The sequence below is a fragment of the Streptomyces sp. NPDC001513 genome, from assembly GCF_042894695.1.
Taxonomy (GTDB): Bacteria; Actinomycetota; Actinomycetes; order Streptomycetales; family Streptomycetaceae; genus Streptomyces.
Window position 1 is genome coordinate 1 of the sequence record NZ_JBIAVU010000015.1, and the last position, 19550, is coordinate 19550.

The window sequence follows — 19550 nt, forward strand, 5'->3', positions numbered from 1 at the left end:
CGAACGCACTGCCGCCGCAGGCTCCGACCCCTCGCCACGTTCGGCGTCCGAGGAGACACCCCGGCGCGCGCCCGGCCCCGGCACAACCGGCCACCACCTCGGCCCGACTCCGGCACAGCCAGCGCCCCACACCCGGCCCGAGCGGCGCAGCCAACCGGCGCACGGCCCCGGCACAACCGGCCCACCCGAAGCCCGGCCCGAGCGGCGCAGCCAACCCGCCCGACCCGTCCTATCCCCCGAACAGGGAGTCCTGTGCCGCCTCGCGGGCGGCCAGGCGGGCGCCCGTGAGGACCGCCCGGTCGCCGAGCACGGTGGCACGGACCGCTGTCGGGACCGGCGTCAGGGTGGCGAGGCGGGCGGCGACGCGGGCGGCCAGCGCGTCGCCCCCGGCCCGGCCGAGTTCACCGCCGAGGACCACGCAGCCCGGGTCGAGCACGGCCGCCACCGCCGCGGCGCCGAGGGCGAGCCGTTCGGCCAGGGCCTCCAGGAACGCGTCTCCGGCCGCGCCGGCCACCGCCTCCTCCGCCGGGCCCCGGAAGCCGTGTTCCGCGGCGAGCGCCGCCACCGCCTCCCGGCCCGCCAGGGCGTGGAAGCCGCCCCCGCACTCGGCGGCCGAGGGCAGGGTGCCGGTGCCCGGGACCGGGAGGAAGCCGATCTCGCCCGCCCCGCCGGAGGCGCCCCGGCGCAGCCGGCCGTCCAGGACCACCGCCGCGCCCACGCCCGCGCCGAGCCACAGGAGTACGAAGGAGTCCAGGTCGCGGGCGACGCCCAGGCGCTGTTCGGCGAGGGCGGCCAGGTTGGTCTCGTTCTCGACCACGACCACGGCGGGCAGGGTGCGTTGCAGGGCGCTCACCAGGTCGCGGTGCCAGGCCGGCAGGCCGATGGTGTCGCGGAGTTCGCCGGTGGCCGGGGCGACCAGGCCGGGGGCTCCGATGACGACGGTGTGGAGGGCGGACGCGCCGGCCTCGTGCGCGGTGCGCAGCAGGGCCGCCACCGCGTCCTCGGGGGCGCCGACGGGCAGGGCGGCCTCGGCGAGGGGGTGGCCGAGGAGGTCGGTGACGACGGCGGTGACCCGGTCGGTGCGGACGTCCAGGGCGGCCAGGTGGGCGCGGTGGGCGACGATCCCGTAGAGCTTGGCGTTGGGGCCGCGCCGCTGTTCGCCGGACTCCCCGACGACCTCGATGAGCCCGGCTCCGGCGAGCCGGTCGACGAGGTCGGCGACCGAGGGGCGGGAGAGCCCGGTCTTGGACTTGAGCTGGGTGGCCGTCAGCGGTCCGGACTCCTGGAGGAGCCGCAGGGCGAGGCGGTCGTTGAGGGCCCGGGCCGTGCTGGGCGAGGCGGGGGCCGGTACCGGGGCGGGGGCGGAAGTCACGGCGCCCATCCTAGGGAGTCGAGGCCATTATCTATCAGGCAGGGTCCCTGATAGTTTAATGTTCATGACCGGGGACAACGACCTCAGCCCGGCGCGCCTGCGCCACGCCCGTTTCGCCATCGCGGCCGTCTTCTGCACCCACGGCGCCGTCACCGGCTCCTTCGCCACCCGCATCCCCTGGATCCAGGACCACGCCCAGCTCAGCGCGGGCACCCTGGGACTCGCCCTCGCCTTCCCCGCCCTCGGTGCGGCGTTCGCGATGCCGCTGGCCGGGCGGATCAACCACCGGTTCGGCGCGCGCACCGCGCTGCGGGGACTGCTGGCGATGTGGACCCTCGCCCTCATCCTGCCGAGCCTCGCCCCGAACCTGCCCGCCCTCTGCCTGACGCTGCTCCTCTACGGAGCCACCGCGGGCATGTCGGACGTGGCGATGAACGCGCTGGGCGTGGAGACCGAGAACCGGCTGGGCCACTCGATCATGTCCTCGCTGCACGGCATGTGGAGCGTGGGCGCCCTGCTCGGCTCGGCCGCCGGCACGGTCGCCGCGCACACCGGTACCGACGCCCGGCTGCACCATCTCGTCGCCGCGCTCGTCCTCACCGCGGGCGGGCTGATCGCCGTACGGGGCGTACTGGACCTGCGGAGCGACGCGGAGGCGCAGGCGCCGCCGCACTTCGCGCTGCCCCCGAAGTCCGCGCTGTTCATCGGGGCCATCGGGTTCTGCGCGGTCTTCGCCGAGGGCGCGAGCCTGGACTGGTCGGCGGTGTACCTGCGGGACGTGCTGCACACGGACGCCGGGCTGGCGGCCGCCTCCACCACCGCCTTCGCGCTCACCATGGCGGTGGCCCGGCTGGCCGGGGACCGGGTGGTGGACCGGTTCGGGCCGGTGCGCACCGTCCGGGCGGGCGGCGTACTGGCCACCGCGGGCGGGCTGCTCGTGGTCCTGGCACGGCACCCGGGGGCGGCCCTGGCCGGCTTCGGGATGATCGGGCTGGGCATCGCGGTGGTGGTCCCGCTGGCCTTCGCGGCGGCGGGGCGCAGCGGGCCGGCCCCGGCGCAGGCCATCGCGGGCGTCGCGACGATCACGTACACCTCGGGGCTGATCGCGCCGTCGGCGATCGGCGCGGTGGCCGACGCGACGTCGCTGGTGGTGTCGTTCGGACTGGTCACGCTGCTGGCTTTCGCGCTGGTCGTGGGCGCCGCAGTACTGCGTCAGCGGCCGCCGGTGGGGCAGTCTGGGGGCGGGACCGGCGAGAAGGCCGGCCCGGCCGATCGCGACGATCGGGGCGAACCCCTCGATATACGTCCGTAACATGTCGACTGGCCGCAGCGGCACTTCCCGTGCGCTGCGGCCTCGACGTGTCGGCCGCCGGCGCTGGGGAGTGTCCGGAGGATCTCCGGAGAAGAGGAGTGGAACATGGGCCTCGGCGTGGGCTGGACCCTGCACGGAGACGGGCGGACCCCCGCCCCCGGCGCGGTGGTACGGCCGGAGGAGCGGCTGTCGTGGCCGCGGACCGCCGGGCTGGGCGCCCAGCACGTCGTGGCGATGTTCGGCGCGAGTTTCGTCGCGCCGGTCCTGATGGGCCTGGACCCGAACCTGGCCATCATGATGTCCGGCGTCGCGACGGTGATCTTCCTCCTCGCGACGCGCGGCCGGGTCCCCTCCTACCTGGGCTGCTCGCTGTCCTTCGTCGGCGTCGCGGCGGCGATCCGGGCCTCGGGCGGGGACAGCGCGGTCGTCACCGGCTCGGTGTTCGTCGTCGGCGTGGCGCTCTTCCTGGCCGGGCTGGCCGTCCAGCGCTTCGGGGCCCGCGTCATCCACACGGCGATGCCGCCCATCGTGACGGGTGCGGTGGTGATGCTGATCGGCTTCAACCTGGCGCCGGTGACGGCGTCGACGTACTGGCCGCAGGACCAGTGGACGGCGTTGCTGACCATGCTGTTCACCGGGTTCGCCGTGGTCTGCCTGCGCGGTTTCTGGTCGCGCATCGCGATCTTCCTGGGGCTGGTCTTCGGGTACACGATCTCCTGGCTCTCCGACCTGATCTTCGGGAAGATCCACTCGACGGTGGGCGGGGAGGCGGCCGTGGACCACTGGCGCCTGGACCTGTCCGCGGTCGCGAAGGCCGACTGGATCGGCCTTCCGTCCTTCCACGGGCCGTCCTTCGAGTGGTCGGCGATCCTGATCGCCCTGCCCGTGGTGATCGCGCTGATCGCCGAGAACGCGGGGCACATCAAGGCCGTCGGCGAGATGACCGGCGACCCCCTCGACGACAAGCTCGGCACGGCCATCGCGGCGGACGGCGCCGCGTCCATGCTGTCCACGGCGGTCGGCGGCCCGCCCAACACCACGTACTCCGAGAACATCGGCGTCATGGCGGCGACCAGGGTGTACTCCACGGCGGCCTACTGGGCGGCGGCCGGATTCGCGCTGCTCTTCGGCCTGTGCCCCAAGTTCGGGGCGATCGTCGCCGCGATCCCGGGCGGGGTCCTCGGCGGCATCACCGTGATCCTGTACGGGATGATCGGCCTGCTGGGCGCCCAGATCTGGATCAGCGGCGGGGTGGACCTGCGCAATCCGCTGAACCTGGTGCCGGCCGCGGCGGGCATCATCATCGGCATCGGCGGGGTGAAGCTCCAGATCACCGACACCTTCGAGCTGGGCGGGATCGCGCTGGGCTCGATCGTGGTGATCGGGGGCTATCACGCGCTGCGCAGTCTGGCCCCCGCGCACCTGAAGCCGCAGAAGCCCCTGCTCGACGCGGGCACTTCCGCCTACGACACCGGCGGGGAGGCGCAGGACAAGCCCCGTTGACGGGGTTTCGCCCGAATCGGGGAAGCGTACGGCCAAGTTCCCCGGTTCCGCGGCGGCGCCTGCGACTCTGCCTCCCATGGAAGCGGTGCTGGCGCGGATGCGCGCCCTGGACGAGCGGCTGCCGCCGCAGGACGGTGTCGCCGTCTTCAACCGGGTCTACCTGACCGTGACGGAGACCCTGCACCATCGGATCGAGCACGGGGGGTTCCCTGCCCCGCGCCGGGCGCAGACCCTCAGCGTGCGGTTCGCGGAGCGGTACCTGACGGCGGTGGAGGCGGACCGGGCCCCGGCCTGCTGGCGCCCCCTCCTCCAGTACCGGCGCCACCCCGGGATCCGCCCGCTCCAGCACGCGCTGGCCGGGATCAACGCGCACATCGGCCACGACCTGGCGGTGGCGGTGGTGTCCGCCTGCCGCTCCCTGGACTGCGAACCGGCCGCCCTCGAAGCCGACTTCGACCGGGTCGGCGACACCCTGGTCACCCTGGAGGAACGCATCCGGGAGGACCTGATGCCGGGCCCGGACCTCCTGGAGATCGCCGACCCGCTGACCCACCTGGTCGGCTCGTGGAGCCTGGAGCGCGCCCGCGCGGGCGCCTGGGCGGCGGCCCGCCTCCTGTGGACGCTGCGCCGCTCCCCCGAACTGGCCGAGGAGTTCACGAAGTCCCTGGACGCGGGCGTAGGCCTGGTCGGCCGCTGCCTGCTGACCCCCGTCAGAACGCCCTCGCAACCGGGCCGGTCCCCAAGCCGGCCCTGACCGCCCGCCCCGGGCGGGCCGCGGGTGCCGTCGCCTAGGCTCACGCGATGGCCAGCTTCACCACGCACCGCCTCCGGGCGCACGATCCCGCGCGCTCACCGGCGCTCCGCTTCGCCGCGCTGTGCACGTGCCTCGCCGAGTTCGCCCCGTACGGGTTCCGCGCGACCTACCACCACCTGTGCCACAGCGCCGGGATCCCGCCCGAACCGGATCAGGACCCGGAGGCGGTGGCACGGGCCGTCGAGGAGCTGCACGCGGCGCGGGAGGTCTGGTTCGCCGCGTTCCGGGCCTGGAAGGGCGTGCGGCGGGTACAGAAGCTGGCCGGCGTACGGGTCCCGGAGCCGCCGGAGCCGCGCCGCGTGCTGTGGTGCCCCGACCCGGGTTTCCACCCGGCCGAACCGCTCGCGGCAGTGATGCCGCGCATCCTGTGCGCCCCGCCGGGAGCCCTGCCGCACTGCCCGGTCTGCCCGGAGGGCCGGGGCATGGTGCCCTGGCACGACGGGAACCGGGTCCACCGGCTCTGCGCGGGCTGCGGGGTGAGTCTTGCCGACCGGCCGGTTCCGCACGATGCCCGCATCGCCGCCGACCGGGCGGAGCGGTGGCGGCTGGTCTGGAGACGGCGGGCATGAGAACGGGCCGCCGGTCCGCGTGCTGACGTTCGCGGGGCGGCGGCCCGTGATCGGGGGCCGGGAGGGTCAGTCCTCCGGGAGTTCGACCGGGGCGATCTCGTCGTAGACGTCGCCCGGGCCCGGGTTGGTGGAGTCCGTGGACCCGCCGAGGTGGTGCATGACGCCCCAGACGGCGTTGAGGGCGGTCTGGACCGCGCCCTCGGCCCAGCCGGCCGTCCAGGAGATGTCGTCGCCCGCGAGGAAGATGCCGCGCTTGTCCTCGGGGAGGCGGTCCTGCATGAAGTGGGTGAACAGGCGGCGCTGGTAGCGGTAGTGACCCGGCAGGTTGGCCTTGAACGCGCCCATGAAGTAGGGCTCGTTCTCCCAGGACACGGTGACCGGGTTGCCGATGACGTGGCGGCGGATGTCGACCTTCGGGTAGATCTCGCCGAGGGACTTCAGCATGACCTCCATCCGCTCGTTCGCGGACAGCGGCAGCCACTTCAGGCTGTCGTCGCACCAGGTGTACGAGAGGCAGATGACGGCGGGCTTGTCCGGACCGTTGTCCAGCAGGTACGTGCCGCGGGTCATGCGGTCCGTGAGGGTCATCGACATGACGTCGCGACCCGTCTCCTCGTCCTTGTCGAGCCAGAAGGGGCGGTCGACGGGGACGAAGAGCTTGGACGACTCCATGTAGTGGGTGCGCTCGATCGCCGTCCAGTGGTCGATCGGGAAGAGCGTGTCGTCGCACTCGATCTTCGACAGCAGCATCCAGGACTGGGCCGTGAAGATCGCGGCGCGGTACGTGCGGATGTCGCCGGAGGAGTCGGTGACCGTGATGCGGTTGCCGGCCGTGCGGTGCAGGCGGGTCACCGCCGGGCGCGGGGTGCCGTCGTGCAGGGTGGACAGCGAGGTGCCCCGGGCCCAGTGCACGATCTTCTCGGGCTCGCGCTCCCACAGGCGCAGCGGCAGCTGCTGCGAGCCGCCCACGATGCCGCGGTGGTGGTCGTCGGCCTCGGTGTAGACGACGCGCAGGATCTCCAGGATGGAGTTCGGGAAGTCGGTGTCCCAGCCGCCCGTGCCGAAGCCGACCTGGCCGAAGATCTCGCGCTTGCGGAAGGACTGGAAGGCCTCGGACTTGCAGAGGAAGCCGTAGAAGGTCTCGTCGTCGAGCTTCTCGACGAGCTTCGCCCAGATCTCGCGGATGCGCGGGACGTCCCGCTCGCGCATCGCGGTGTTCATGTCTGAGAAGTCGGCGCCCTCGTCGAGGCAGGCGTTCCACGCGGCGGCGACGTCACGGTAGACCTGCGGGAGGTCGGCGATGGTCTCGGCGTAGTGGGTCTCGCCCTTGAGGTCCACGACCGTCGAGGGGGTGGCCTCGGCGAGCGGGTTCGGGAAGGGCTCGGTGACCAGGCCGACGAGGTCGATGTAGTGCTGCAGGGCCGTGGAGGACGGCGGGAAGCGCATGGCGCCCATCTCCGCGGTCAGTTCCTCGGTGCCGGCGCCCTCGAAGCCGACGGTGCGCAGCCGGCCGCCGATCTGGTCGGCCTCGTAGACGACGGGCTTGAGGCCCATCTTCATCAGCTCGTACGCGGAGATGATGCCGGACACCCCGCCGCCGATGACGGCGACCTCGGTGCCGAGCTCGGTCGCCGGTATCTGGCCGAGGCCGGCCGGGTGGGCGAGGAAGTCGTCGTACGCGTACGGGAAGTCCGGGCCGAACATGGTGATCGGCGGCTGTCCGTCGCTGTGCGGGACGGCGGTGGTGGGCACCGTGGACGTCATGGGGGTACGTCTCCTTGCGGCAGGGCTGGGGGAAGAGGTCTTAGACGAGGGAGGCGTAGAGCCCGGGGCGGCGGTCCCGCAGGTAGGGGTTGTTCTCGCGGGATGCCGCCAGCAGCTCGGGGTCGGCCTCGCCGAACACCAGCTCCTCGCCGCGGCCGGCCCGGGTCCGGGTGACCCCGTCGGGGCTCGCCAGGCAGCTGAGTCCGACGAACTCGAACTCGCCTTCCGGGCCGGTGCGGTTGACGTACGCGATGTACATCTGGTTCTCGAAGGCCCGTACGGGGACGAGCTGTTCGGCGACGAACTGGAACGGGTGCATCTGCGCGGTCGGCACCAGGAGGAGGTCGGTGCCGGCGAGCGCGTGCGCCCGGACGTTCTCGGGGAACTCCACGTCGTAGCAGATCATGATGCCGATGCGGAGGCCGCCGAGGTCCGCCTGGACGACGGGGGTGTCGCCGGGGGTGAAGGCGTCCTGTTCGAAGCAGCCGAAGAGGTGGGTCTTGCGATAGTTCGCGAGCCGCACCCCGTCGGGGCCGATGAGCTGCGCCGCGTTGAAGACGGCGCCGTCCCCCCGCTCCGGGTAGCCGTACAGGACGGCGATGCCGTGGCGGCGGGCGATCTCGCCGATGGCTACGGCGGACGGGCCGTCGGCCGGTTCGGCGAGCCCGGGGATGTCCTGGAGGTCCAGCGCGTAGCCGGTCAGGAACATCTCCGAGGTGACGAGGAGCCCGGCCCCGCCCTGCGCGGCGTGCGCCGCGGCCTCGTCGAGCGCCTTGAGGTTCTGGGCGGTGTCGCCGAGAACTCCGGAGCTCTGGAGGAGGGCGGTGCGCAGCGCAGGCATGGGCTACCTCTGTGACAGGAGGGGTGGGGTCATACGAAGGTACGTTCGCGTGCTGCACCCGGACAAGCCGTGACCGTTGCGCTGCGCGCATCGATTCGTTGCGTGTTCCACGACCGGTGCGGCGATTCGTTGCGCGGGACCCCCAGAGGCTCCCGGGGAACCCCTGAGGACCGTCGCGGACCCCCTCCGCGGGCCCCTGTTACGCGGCCTTGCGGAAGGCCGGGTGGCCGGCCAGGAAGTGCAGGTCGTCGAGGATGTCGGGGGTGTGGTCGGAGACGATGCGGCCGCTCCAGGTGTCGACGAGGGCCGGGACGGTCACGGTGCCGTCGAAGTGGTGGCCGGCGGCCTCGTAGGCGAGCCGCAGTGCGGTGTACCCGGCCGATTCGATGCCGGAGCCGATGCCGGAGCCGGAGCCGATGTCGGTGCCCGCGCCGGTGCCGGTGCTGAGGACCGTGGTGGCCACGGAGTCCTCCAGGCCCAGCACGGCGAGGGCGGCGGCCACCTGCCGGGAGCGCGGACAGTCGGCGCGGAGGTAGAGGCGGTAGCGGTGCGGGACGGGGGAGAACCCGGCCCCGATGCGGCCGCGCGGGGCGGGGGCCGGGCCGGTGCGGGGCAGGACGGTGTGGGACATGGCTCTCCTGGGGCGGCGCGGGCGATGACCCGGGCGCAGGGCGGCCGGGTCACAGGGGTGGCCCGGGCAGAGCCGCACCTCAAGCGAGGCGGCGCTGCGCAGGCCGGCGCTCCGGGCGGCGTGGCGCACGCCCGGTCCGGGTCACTCGTCTGCGAGAGGGGTCAGCCGCGCGGGCCGAATGCGCTGCACACGCGCAGCAGGTCGATGTGCAGGCGCCGGGTCAGCCACCAGCGCCGCAGGGTCGGGGCTGTCGGGGCTCCCGGTTCCGCCGTCCAGGCCGTGTCCACCGGTGCTCCACCCCCGTCCTGTCCTCGTCCGTCCCGGCCTCGGCCGTCCGCGCCGCGATGGCTAGGCTTCCCACGGCGGGCACGGTCCCTCGTGGCCGTCCCCCGCAGTCTCGTGGCGGCGCCCGAGGCCGTCAAGAAGGCGGCCGCGGGACGATCGCCGCCGCCCCACGGAAGGAGTCCCGCACCCATGTCCCCCGAGACCGGCACCCTGTCCGACAGCGCTGTACTCGACAACCCGGTCTGGGCCGCACTGACCGGAACGCACCGCGCCTTCGCCGAGCCGGGGCCCGCGGGTCTGGCCGCCCGGTACGCCCTGGACACGTCCCCCTTCGCGGCGCTCTCCGACCCGGAGGATCCCGAGGCGTGGGCGGACCTCGCCGCGCTGATGGGGCCGGGTCAGGTGGTCTGGGTGACCGGGCTGCCGACCCCGCCGCCGGACTGGGAGACGCTGGTGACGGTGCCGGGCGTGCAGCTGGACGGGCGGGCGGTACGGGCCGAGGCCGCGCCGGAGGCGGTTCCGCTGGGGCGCGGCGACGTACCGGAGATGCTGGAGCTGGTCGGGCTGACGCAGCCCGGGCCGTTCCTGGACCGGACGGTCGAGCTGGGCACGTACCTGGGGATCCGCCACGAGGGCCGGCTCGTCGCGATGGCCGGGGAGCGGATGCGGCCGGCGGGCTGGTCGGAGATCAGCGCGGTGTGCACCCACCCGGACCACCGGGGCCGGGGCCTGGCCGGCCGGCTGACCCGTGCGGTCGCGGCGGCGATACGGGAGCGCGGGGACAGCCCGTTCCTGCACGCGGCGGCGGCGAACACCGGCGCGGTCCGGCTCTACGAGTCGATGGGCTTCACGCCGCGCCGCCGCCCGCTCTTCCTGGGGCTGCGCACGCCGGCCGGAGGGGCCTGATCCGGCGGCCGTCGGCGACGGCGGGGTTTCAGCGGGCGGCCTGCGGTCACACGCGGGACAACCCACGGAAAGGAACTGCCATGACCGACGTCTCACGCCTGCCCGGCTCCGGGCACCACTTCTGGCAGTGGCAGACCCGGGCGGCCTGTCGGGACCTGGGGTCCGGCCGGTTCTTCCACCCCGCCGGTGAGCGGGGCGAGGACCGCGAGGAGCGGGACGCCGCCGCGAAGCGGGTCTGCGCGGCCTGCCCGGTCCGGACGGCCTGCCTCGACCACGCCCTGCGCACCCGCGAGCCGTTCGGTGTCTGGGGCGGCCTGACGGAGGAGGAGCGCCACGCGCTCCTGGGCCCGGCGGCGGTGACCCTGGCGGCGCGGGCCTAGGCATGTGCCGCCCGACGCTTACGCCGGTGCGCCGGAGGTGAAGCGGCGGAGCAGCGGGGAGAGGACGAGGACCGACTTGGTGCGTTCCACGAAGGGCTCGCCCGCGATGCGTTCCAGGACCCGCTCGAAGTGCCGCATGTCGGAGGCGAAGACCTGGACGAGGGCGTCCGCGTCGCCGGTGACGGTCGACGCGGACACCACCTCGGGGTACCTCTCCAGTCCTCGCCGGATGTCGTCCGGCGAGGTGTTGTGGCGGCAGTAGATCTCGATGAAGCCCTCGGTCTCCCAGCCCATGGCGGCGGGGTCCACGCGCACGGTGAAGCCGGTGATGGCGCCTTCGGCGCGCAGCCGGTCCACGCGCCGCTTCACGGCGGGGGCGGAGAGCCCGACCTCGGAGCCGATGTCCGCGTAGGAGCGGCGGGCGTCCTCGGCGAGGGCGTGCACGATGCGTTCGTCGAGATCGTTCAGTCGCACGGAGGGTGAATCACTTCTGTTCAGCGGCCTCCGCGGCCGGGACGGCCGGGGCGGCCACAGTGGCCAGGCTGGAGCGGCGCATGCCGTAGAAGAAGTAGATCACGAGCCCGACGGCCATCCAGCCACCGAAGAACATCCACGTGATGCCGGGCAGCTCCGTCATCAGGTAGGCGCAGAGCAGGAAGCCCACGATCGGGGTGACCGGGAAGAGCGCGACCTTGAAAGTGCGGTTCATCTCCGGGCGCGTCTTGCGCAGGATGATGACGGCCAGGTTGACCAGGGCGAACGCGAAGAGCGTGCCGATGCTGGTGGCGTTGGCCAGTTCACCCAGCGGGATGAAGGCGGCGAGCAGCCCGCAGAAGAGGCAGACGATGATCGTGTTGACGCGGGGGGTGCCGGACTTCGGGTCGACCTTGGCGAAGGCCTTGGGCATCAGGCCGTCGCGGGACATGGCGAAGAGGATGCGGGTCTGGCCGTAGAGGACGGCGAAGACGACGCTGGCGATGGCGACGACGGCGCCCGCGGCCAGGATGACGCTCCAGAAGGAGTGTCCGGTGACGTTCTCCATGATCTGGGCCAGGGCGGCCTCGCTGCCCTCGAACTCCTGCCACGGCATGGCGCCGACGGCGACCAGGGCGACGAGGCAGTAGATCGCGGTGACGATGGCGAGCGAGAGCATGATCGCGCGCGGCAGGTCCTTCTTCGGGTTCTTGGCTTCCTCACCGGCGGTGGAGGCGGCGTCGAAGCCGATGTACGAGAAGAAGAGCATGGAGGCGGCGGTGCTGATGGCGGTCACGCCGAGCGGGGCCAGCGGGGTGTAGTTGCCGGCCTTGATGCCCATGAAGCCGATGACGCAGAAGAGCACCAGCGTGACGATCTTGACGGCGACCATGATCGTGTTGATCCGGGCGCTCTCCTTGGCCCCGCGCAGCAGGAAGAGCATGCAGAGCAGGACGACGACCAGGGCCGGCATGTTGATGTAGCCGCCCTCGCCCAGCGGGGCGGAGAAGCCCTCGGGGATGGTGAAGCCGAGCGTGCCGTCGAGCAGCTCGTTGAGGTACTGGCCCCAGCCGACGGCGACGGCGGCGACCGAGACGCCGTACTCCAGGACCAGGCACCAGCCGCAGACCCAGGCTATGAGCTCGCCCATGGTGGCGTAGGCGTAGGAGTACGAGGAGCCCGAGACGGGGATCGAGCCCGCGAGCTCGGCGTAGGAGAGCGCCGAGAAGAGCGCGGTCAGGCCCGCGAGGATGAACGCGATGAAGACGGCCGGGCCGGCGATCGGGGTGGCCTCGCCGAGGACGACGAAGATGCCGGTGCCCAGGGTGGCGCCGATGCTGATCATGGTCAGCTGCCACATGGTGAGCGAGCGCTTGAGCGCTCCGCCCTCACCCTGGCCGCCCTCGGAGACCAGCTGCTCCACCGGCTTGCGGCGGAGCAGCGGGTTGACGGGCTTCGAGGCGAGCGGTGGCGCCTGGCCGAGGTCGAGCACGAGGGGACTCCTTGTCACTGCGGATCGGGGAGGTCGGGGATGAGGCGTCGACCGCGACGATCCGGAGCAGGACAGGGCCCGACGGGGGAAGGGCCTGAGCATGGGAGGACCGCCGAGCTGGCGATCCGCCACTCCACGTACAGCGAGTGAGCCTACGAGCTGAGTGATACCGCCCGTAATGCACCATCCTTGCACATTGGCGCACGATCGTTGCGCGGATCTGTCCGGGATGGTCCTTTGTTGCGTACGGATGATCGATCGCTGCGCAGCCCTCCGCGGACCCCCTTTCTTGACACCTCGTCAGATGTGCCGCAGCGTGCCGCCTGACGGCATTGGTGCAACCGGAGGCGGTGGATCCGTGCCTGCGCGGGGTACGGGTCGCCGAGACCGCGGACACACGATCGGAGGCGGAGCGTGAGCAGACCGGGCGCTGACGAGCGGTGGCCGTGGCAGGATCCACAGCCCTTCCTGCGCGGGGTGGCCTGGCTGGACAAGGGGCGCCCGGTGCGGGCCGACCCGGCGGACACCATGCGGCTGCCCTGGGACACCGGCGAGCGGTCCACGCTGCCCATAGGGGTCCGGCTGGAGTTCACCACCGAGGCCGCGCAGGCGGTGGAGGTCCGCTACCGGGCGACCGTGCCCGGCCCCACCGACGCCCTGCGCGACCTCGCGCACGGCTTCGCGCTCTGGGACCGGCACGGGGTGGTCGCCGAGGTGTTCACCGAGCCGGCCGCGGAGGCCGTCGTACGGATCGACCTGGGGGGCGGCACCGGCCCCTTCACCATCCACCCGCCCGAGACCCAGTCCCCGCTGATCCTCGGCCTGCGCGGGATCGGCGGCCCGCTCGCCCCGGCGCCGCCCGCCCCGCGCTGGGTGGTGCACGGCGACTCCATCACCGAGGGCTGGTGGTCCACCCGTCCCGCGCACGGCTGGCCCGCCGTCACCGGCCGGGCGCTCGGCTGGGACACCGTCAACCTCGGCTACGCGGGAGCCGCGCGCGGCGAACTCAGCACCGCCGAACAGCTCGCGGGCCTGCCCGCCGACGTCCTCACGCTCGCCTTCGGCACCAACTGCTGGTCCCGGGTGCCCTTCTCGGCGCCGCTGCTGTACGAGACCACGCGCGCCTTCCTCGACCTGGTCCGGCAGGGTCACCCGCGGACCCCGCTGCTGCTGGTCTCGCCGGTGCTGCGGCCCGACGCGGAGCGCACCCCGAACAAGCTCGGCGCCACCCTGGGCGCGCTGCGCGACGCGATGGAGCGCGCCACCCGGGACCGGATCTCCGCCGGGGACGACCGGCTCGCCGTCCTCCCGGGCCGGGACCTGCTCGGTCCCGAGCACCTGGCGGACGGGCTGCACCCCAACGACAGCGGACATCAGGTCCTCGGCCTCGCTGTGGCCACGGCTCTGAGGCGCACCGGGTTCGGCGCGGGGTGAGTGAAACAGCCCACACGAACTGCCTTGAACAGATCGCTGCCATCAGGGCGTGTCCTGAGCACAGTTGCCGCCGCCGGGGGCGACGGCACGACAGACACCACATGTGGGAGAGATCAAGATGGGCATCAAGCGCGGAACCACCCTTGCAGCCGTCGCGATGACGGTCGTCCTCGCGGCGACCGCCTGCGGTCCGTCGGACGACAAGGCGGCCGACACCACCCAGCCGGCCGGTGCCGCCGCCCAGGCCCCCGCCGCGGACGGGGGGTACGGAGCCCCCGCCGCGGACGGGGGGTACGGAGCCCCCGCCGCCGACGCGGGATCCGGCGCCAAGACCGCCGGGCAGCTGGCGATCGCCAACAGCGACCAGCTGGGCGGGGTGCTCACCGACAGCGCCGGGCTCACCCTCTACCGCTTCGACAAGGACACGGCCAAGCCGCCGAAGTCGAATTGCGAAGGGGACTGCGCGAAGACCTGGCCGGTGGTCGCCGCGGGCGATGCCACCGCCGCGGCGGGCATGGACCCCGCGCTCCTCGGCGAGGTCGTGCGCAGCGACGGCAGCAAGCAGCTGACGGTGGCCGGCTGGCCCGCGTACCGCTTCAACAAGGACGCCAAGGCGGGCGACTTCAACGGCCAGGGCGTCGGCGGGGTGTGGTTCGCGTTCGCGCCGGACGGCAAGAAGGCCGCCAAGGGGGCGGCGACCGAGGGTGCACCGCCGGCCGCGGGCGGCGCCGCCGAGGCCGACGGGAAGCTGTCGGTGGCCAAGGACCCCAAGCTGGGCGACCACATCGTCGACGGCAAGGGCATGACCGTCTACCGGTTCAAGCCGGACACCCAGTGGCCGATGACCTCCAAGTGCGTGGGCGACTGCGTGGCCAAGTGGCCGGTCGTCGCGCCGGTGGAGAAGGCCAAGGACAAGGGGATCGCCGAGAAGAACTACTCGGTGCTCAACCGCCCGGACGGCATGAAGCAGCAGAGCGTCGACTGCTGGCCCGTCTACACCTTCACCGGCGACAAGAAGCCCGGCGACATCAACGGCCAGGGCGTGGGCGGCACCTGGTACGCCGTCGCCCCCGACGGCAAGCTCATCACCGTCCAGTAGTCCCGGGACAGCAGTCCCGGGACGAGTGGTCCGACGAGTGGTCCCGGGACCGTGGTCCCCGGACACCTCCGAGCCCCTCCAGGCCCCCCACCACGGTCGCGCGGCCCCTGCCCCCATCCCCCGGGGCGGGGGCCGCGCCCCGTTCCGCCGCGGCGCGCCCGTACCTAGACTCGGCGGCATGCTGCGCGTACTGGCCGTCGACGACGAGAAGCCGCTCCTGGAGGAACTCCTCTACCTGCTGCGCTCGGACCCCCGCGTGCTCAGCGCGGAGGGCGCCTCGGACGCCACCGAGGCCCTGCGCCGGGTCACCCGGGCGCTGGAGTCCGGTCCGGACGGGGCCGACGCCATCGACGTGGTCTTCCTCGACATCCACATGGCCGGGCTGACCGGTCTGGACATCGCCCGGCTGCTGGCCGGGTTCGCGCACCCGCCGCTGATCGTGTTCGTCACCGCCCACGAGGGTTTCGCCGTACAGGCCTTCGACCTGAAGGCCGTGGACTACGTGCTCAAGCCGGTGCGCCCCCAGCGGCTGGCCGAGGCCGTCCGGCGGGCCTGCGCGCAGCTGGGCCGCGCCGAGGAGGTCCCGCCGGCCGCCACCGGGCCGGCGGCGGGCCCGTCGGCCCCGGTGCCGGCGCGCCGCCCGGCCCCCGAGGTCACGGTCGCCGACCGCGCGCCGGAACAGATCGCGGTCGAACTGGGCGGCGTCACCCGCTTCGTGGCGATCGCCGACATCGCCTACGTCGAGGCGCAGGGCGACTACGCCCGCCTGCACACCGACGAGGGCAGCCACCTGGTCCGGATCCCCGTGTCCACGCTGGAGGAGCGCTGGGCGGCGCGCGGGTTCGTACGGATCCACCGCCGCCATCTGGTGGCGCTGTCCCGGATCGACGAGATCCGGCTGGACGCGGGCGCGACCAGCGTCCGGGTCGGTTCGGCGGAGCTCCAGGTCAGCCGCCGGCACGCACGGGAGCTGCGGGACCTCCTGATGCGGCACGCCACTGGCTGAAAGCGGCCGCGGCCGGGGGCCGTCCGGCGCGCCGGTCCACCGGCCGGCGACCGTCCGGCGCGCGCGGGTGCCGTTCGTCGCGCGGGGAGGGACGTACGGCGATCCGCCGGAGCCGTCGGCCGCACCGCCGGCGTGAACGGCCCGCCACGGCCGGCGCCCCTGCGTATCGTGGATCTTCCGGCGCGGGAGGAGCGAGATGTCCGAGATCCAGGCGCTGGTCGACACCCTGAGCGGACTGCCCCGCACCCGGCCCGCCGGGCCCGCCGAGGCGGAGGCGCTGCTGGCCCGGCTGCGCAGTGCGGCCGCCCGCTGGGCCGACATCCTGTACGAGGCCCGTGAGGGCGTCCGCGAGCAGGTCCCGCCGCGTGCGGAGGCCGCGCTGACGCTGGCCTTCCGGCGCGCGGAGGAGTCGTACGTGGAGCTGGAGATCGCCCTGCGGGACTGCGCCGAGCACCGCGACCCGGCGGTCTGATCCACCAGCGGCGCGGGGTGCCCGGCGAAGCCCCCGGCGGTGGCCCCGCAGGGCCGGATCGGGCCTGTTGCCCGGTCCGGGCCCGTGCATAGACTCCGGTCTCCACCCCCTCCGCCGAAGGACCGACCGGTGAACCAGACGTACGCGCTGACCGCGGTCGCCGTCGTCGTGGTGGTCACCGTCCTGGTCGGCGCGCTGGGCCTGCGCATATCCCGGACCACCTCCGACTTCTACGTGGCCTCGCGCACGGTGGGGCCCCGGCTCAACGCGGCGGCCATCAGCGGGGAGTACCTCTCGGCCGCGTCCTTCCTCGGGGTCGCCGGGCTGGTGCTGCTCCAGGGGCCCGCGATGCTCTGGTACCCGGTGGGCTACACGGCCGGCTACGTGGTGCTGCTCGCGCTGGTCGCGGCCCCGCTGCGGCGCTCCGGCGCGTACACGCTGCCCGACTTCGCCGAGGCCCGGATGGAGTCGCAGGCGGTGCGCCGGATCGCGGTGCTGTTCGTGGTCGGGGTGGGCTGGCTGTACCTGCTGCCGCAGCTGCAGGGCGCCGGGCTGACGCTGGAGATCCTGACCGGGGCCCCGCACTGGGTCGGCGGGCTGGTCGTGGCCTTCGTGGTGAGCGCGGCGGTGGCCGCCGGCGGGATGCGCAGCATCACCTTCGTCCAGGCCTTCCAGTACTGGCTCAAACTGACCGCGCTGCTGGTCCCGGCCTTCTTCCTGCTGGCCGCCTGGGCCGGGGACGGGGCGCCGCGGGCCACCTTCGACGCGCCGGCGGTCTTCCGGGAGCACACCTCGGTGACCCTCGCGGAGGACGTGCGGCTGTCGCTGGGCGAGCCGCTGACGGTCACGGTGACCGGGCAGGTGGACGGGCGCGGCTACGTGGCGGTCCCGCTGACCCTGGCCCCGGGCGGGCATTCCGTACGGGCGCACGCACGGCTGGAGTTCGCCCCGGGCACGCCCGTCCCGGACACCCGCGCGGAAGCCGGTCTCGGAGTGTCCAGCTGGTCGGAGCCGCTGTCCGGGGACCGCCCGGAGCACCGGCTGTACGCCACGTACGGGCTGATCCTGGCCACCTTCCTCGGCACGATGGGCCTGCCGCACGTGGCGGTGCGCTTCTACACCAGCCCCAACGGGCGGGCCGCCCGGCGCACCACGCTGGTCGTGCTCGGGCTGGTCGGCGTCTTCTACCTGCTGCCGCCGGTGTACGGGGCGCTGGGCCGGATCTACGCCCCCGAACTCGCCCTGACCGGCGACGCGGACGCGGCGGTGCTGGTGCTGCCCGAGCGGATGCTGGGCGGGCTGCTCGGCGAGCTGCTGGGGGCGCTGCTGGCGGGGGGCGCCTTCGCGGCGTTCCTGTCGACGGCCTCGGGGCTGACGATGGCGGTGGCGGGGGTGCTGCACCAGGACGTGCTGCCGGCGCGCGGGGTGCGCAGCTTCCGTTCGGCGGTGCTCGTGGCGATCCTGGTGCCGCTGGTCGGGAGCGTCGCGGCCACCGACGTGCCGGTGGCGGACGCGGTGGGCCTGGCCTTCGCCGTGTCGGCGTCCTCGTTCTGTCCGCTGCTGGTGCTGGGCATCTGGTGGCGCGGGCTGACCCCGCCCGGGGCGGTGGCCGGGCTGGTCATCGGCGGCGGGGCGGCCCTGAGCGCGGTGCTGGCGACCCGGACGGGGCTGGCGCCGGCGGGCTGGGTGCACACGCTGCTGGCCTGGCCGGCGGTGTGGTCGGTGCCGCTCGGGTTCCTGACGATGGTCGCGGTGTCGCTGGCCGGCCCCTCGCGGATCCCGGCCGGGACGGCGGCCACGCTGGCCCGGCTGCACCTGCCGGAGGCCGTGGCCGTGGACCGGGCGTGGGGGTCCCCCGGGTGGAGCGAGGGGGGTCCGCGGTGACCGGGGTGTGTCCGGCCCTGCTGGCCGTGCTGGCGGTGGCGGGTGCGGCCCTGCTGCTGGGCGCGGGCTGGGCGGCGGGCCGCTGGCAGGCCCGGCGCGGCGAACGGGCGGCCGGGCTGGACCTGGGGACGCCGGTGGAGCGGGCCACTTTCCACACCCTGCACACGGCTTCGCTGGCCGCTCCCCCGCTGCGCGCCGGGCTGACCGAGGACGCCGCCCGCAAGGCCGCCCGGCGGCTGCGGTCGCTGCTCGGCACGGAGGCGCTGTGCCTCACGGACCGGGAGTCGGTGCTGGCCTGGGACGGGCCGGGCGCCGACCACCACGAGCGGCGGGCGATGGCGCGGGTGGCGGTGATGCTGGAGTCGGGGCGCAGCCAGAGCGTGCGGACCGAGTGCCAGCGGCCCGACTGTCCGCTGAAGTGGGCGGTGGTGGCCCCGCTCACCGGCGAGGACGGGATGCTGGGCGCGCTGGTGGCGTACGGGTCCCGGGAGTCGGCGGTGCTGGTGCGGGCCGCCACGGAGGTCGCGCGGTGGGTGTCCGTCCAGCTGGAGCTGTCCGAGCTGGACCGCTCGCGGACCCGGCTGATGGAGGCGGAGATCAAGGCGCTGCGGGCGCAGATCTCCCCGCACTTCATCTTCAACTCGCTCGCCGCGATCGCCTCGTTCGTCCGCACCGACCCGGAGCACGCCCGGGAGCTGCTGCTGGAGTTCGCGGACTTCACCCGGTACTCCTTCCGGCGGCACGGCGACTTCACCACGCTGGCCGAGGAGTTGCGCTCCATCCAGCAGTACCTGGCTTTGGCGGGTGCCCGGTTCGGTGACCGGCTGAAGGTGACCCTGCAGGTGGCGCCGGAGGTGCTGCCGGTGGCGCTGCCGTTCCTGTGCCTGCAGCCCCTGGTGGAGAACGCCGTCAAGCACGGGCTGGAGGACTCCACCGAGGAGTGCCGGATCACCATCACCGCGCAGGACGCGGGCGCGGAGGCGGTGATCACCGTCGAGGACAACGGGGTGGGGATGGATCCGGCCCTGCTGCGCCGGATCCTGGCCGGGGAGCTCGGCGGTTCCTCCTCCGGCATCGGGCTGCCCAATGTCGACGAGCGGATCCGGCAGGTGTACGGGGACGCGTACGGGCCGGTGATCGAGACGGGCGTCGGCGCGGGCATGAAGGTCACCATCCGCATTCCCAAATACCGTGCGGGCGTGCACAGTTCACCGTCGGGACACCATCCCCCGCGCCCCTGAGCGGCCGATCGCGTGTCATCCTGGGCGGGGCGCGACGTGACCGGCGGGGGCACCCCCCGCGGTGACTGCGG

19 protein-coding genes are annotated in these 19550 nt (G+C 73.7%); 12 read left to right on the forward strand and 7 right to left on the reverse strand.

The features are described 5' to 3' along the window. Window positions 1-229: 229 nt before the first annotated feature. Window positions 230-1381 (reverse strand): ROK family transcriptional regulator, encoded by a 1152-nt coding sequence (locus tag ACFYZ4_RS30050; RefSeq protein WP_351302499.1) that lies wholly within the window; start codon window positions 1379-1381, stop codon window positions 230-232. Window positions 1382-1436: 55 nt separating this feature from the next. Between ACFYZ4_RS30050 and ACFYZ4_RS30055 the strand changes: the two genes are divergently transcribed. The 4 genes from ACFYZ4_RS30055 (at window position 1437) to ACFYZ4_RS30070 (ending at window position 5570) form a co-directional block, all read left to right on the forward strand. Next, window positions 1437-2684: an MFS transporter gene (locus ACFYZ4_RS30055; protein WP_390785328.1), complete on the forward strand. Its 1248-nt coding sequence runs from the start codon at window positions 1437-1439 to the stop codon at window positions 2682-2684. Between the two features lie 105 nt (window positions 2685-2789). Beyond that, window positions 2790-4187, forward strand: a complete 1398-nt coding sequence (locus ACFYZ4_RS30060; protein WP_351302494.1) for a solute carrier family 23 protein — start codon at window positions 2790-2792, stop codon at window positions 4185-4187. Between the two features lie 76 nt (window positions 4188-4263). Next, on the forward strand, window positions 4264-4941 hold the full coding sequence (locus ACFYZ4_RS30065; RefSeq protein WP_351302491.1) for a DUF5995 family protein: 678 nt from the start codon (window positions 4264-4266) through the stop codon (window positions 4939-4941). 47 nt (window positions 4942-4988) lie between these two features. Beyond that, window positions 4989-5570, forward strand: coding sequence for a hypothetical protein (locus tag ACFYZ4_RS30070; protein ID WP_390785329.1), 582 nt, complete (start codon window positions 4989-4991; stop codon window positions 5568-5570). Window positions 5571-5636: 66 nt separating this feature from the next. Here ACFYZ4_RS30070 and ACFYZ4_RS30075 read toward each other — a convergent pair whose 3' ends face one another. The 4 genes from ACFYZ4_RS30075 to ACFYZ4_RS30090 form a co-directional block, all read right to left on the reverse strand. Beyond that, on the reverse strand, window positions 5637-7334 hold the full coding sequence (locus tag ACFYZ4_RS30075; protein WP_390785330.1) for a flavin monoamine oxidase family protein: 1698 nt from the start codon (window positions 7332-7334) through the stop codon (window positions 5637-5639). A gap of 40 nt (window positions 7335-7374) precedes the next feature. Then, window positions 7375-8175, reverse strand: a complete 801-nt coding sequence (locus ACFYZ4_RS30080; protein WP_351302483.1) for a carbon-nitrogen hydrolase family protein — start codon at window positions 8173-8175, stop codon at window positions 7375-7377. Window positions 8176-8374: 199 nt separating this feature from the next. After that, window positions 8375-8806: a hypothetical protein gene (locus ACFYZ4_RS30085; protein WP_390785331.1), complete on the reverse strand. Its 432-nt coding sequence runs from the start codon at window positions 8804-8806 to the stop codon at window positions 8375-8377. Window positions 8807-8967: 161 nt separating this feature from the next. After that, window positions 8968-9093, reverse strand: coding sequence for a hypothetical protein (locus ACFYZ4_RS30090; RefSeq protein WP_351302478.1), 126 nt, complete (start codon window positions 9091-9093; stop codon window positions 8968-8970). 187 nt (window positions 9094-9280) lie between these two features. Here ACFYZ4_RS30090 and ACFYZ4_RS30095 point away from each other — a divergent pair, with 187 nt between their 5' ends. Both ACFYZ4_RS30095 and ACFYZ4_RS30100 read left to right on the forward strand, forming a co-directional pair. Next, window positions 9281-9997, forward strand: a complete 717-nt coding sequence (locus ACFYZ4_RS30095) for a GNAT family N-acetyltransferase (protein WP_390785332.1) — start codon at window positions 9281-9283, stop codon at window positions 9995-9997. Window positions 9998-10077: 80 nt separating this feature from the next. After that, window positions 10078-10377: a WhiB family transcriptional regulator gene (locus tag ACFYZ4_RS30100; RefSeq protein WP_351302473.1), complete on the forward strand. Its 300-nt coding sequence runs from the start codon at window positions 10078-10080 to the stop codon at window positions 10375-10377. A gap of 18 nt (window positions 10378-10395) precedes the next feature. On the opposite strand, the gene ACFYZ4_RS30105 is transcribed toward ACFYZ4_RS30100, so the two are convergent. Together ACFYZ4_RS30105 and ACFYZ4_RS30110 are read right to left on the reverse strand one after the other, a co-directional pair. After that, window positions 10396-10851 (reverse strand): Lrp/AsnC family transcriptional regulator, encoded by a 456-nt coding sequence (locus tag ACFYZ4_RS30105; protein WP_007262967.1) that lies wholly within the window; start codon window positions 10849-10851, stop codon window positions 10396-10398. Window positions 10852-10861: 10 nt separating this feature from the next. Beyond that, on the reverse strand, window positions 10862-12343 hold the full coding sequence (locus ACFYZ4_RS30110) for an amino acid permease (protein ID WP_351302470.1): 1482 nt from the start codon (window positions 12341-12343) through the stop codon (window positions 10862-10864). A 414-nt stretch (window positions 12344-12757) separates the two neighbouring features. Here ACFYZ4_RS30110 and ACFYZ4_RS30115 point away from each other — a divergent pair, with 414 nt between their 5' ends. The 6 genes from ACFYZ4_RS30115 (at window position 12758) to ACFYZ4_RS30140 (ending at window position 19479) form a co-directional block, all read left to right on the forward strand. Next, window positions 12758-13777, forward strand: a complete 1020-nt coding sequence (locus ACFYZ4_RS30115; RefSeq protein WP_351302467.1) for a GDSL-type esterase/lipase family protein — start codon at window positions 12758-12760, stop codon at window positions 13775-13777. A gap of 118 nt (window positions 13778-13895) precedes the next feature. Then, the gene (locus tag ACFYZ4_RS30120; RefSeq protein ID WP_390785397.1) at window positions 13896-14876 is read left to right on the forward strand and encodes an SCO0930 family lipoprotein; all 981 of its coding nucleotides are present in this window, start codon (window positions 13896-13898) and stop codon (window positions 14874-14876) included. Between the two features lie 178 nt (window positions 14877-15054). Next, window positions 15055-15882 carry a LytTR family DNA-binding domain-containing protein gene (locus ACFYZ4_RS30125; protein ID WP_351303648.1) on the forward strand — a complete coding sequence of 276 codons (828 nt, stop codon included), beginning with the start codon at window positions 15055-15057 and terminating at the stop codon, window positions 15880-15882. Window positions 15883-16078: 196 nt separating this feature from the next. Continuing rightward, on the forward strand, window positions 16079-16354 hold the full coding sequence (locus ACFYZ4_RS30130) for a hypothetical protein (RefSeq protein ID WP_351303651.1): 276 nt from the start codon (window positions 16079-16081) through the stop codon (window positions 16352-16354). 129 nt (window positions 16355-16483) lie between these two features. Then, window positions 16484-18238, forward strand: a complete 1755-nt coding sequence (locus tag ACFYZ4_RS30135; protein ID WP_390785333.1) for a cation acetate symporter — start codon at window positions 16484-16486, stop codon at window positions 18236-18238. Continuing rightward, on the forward strand, window positions 18235-19479 hold the full coding sequence (locus ACFYZ4_RS30140; RefSeq protein ID WP_351303657.1) for a histidine kinase: 1245 nt from the start codon (window positions 18235-18237) through the stop codon (window positions 19477-19479). Before ACFYZ4_RS30135 ends, ACFYZ4_RS30140 begins: the two co-directional genes overlap by 4 nt. Window positions 19480-19550: the final 71 nt, after the last annotated feature.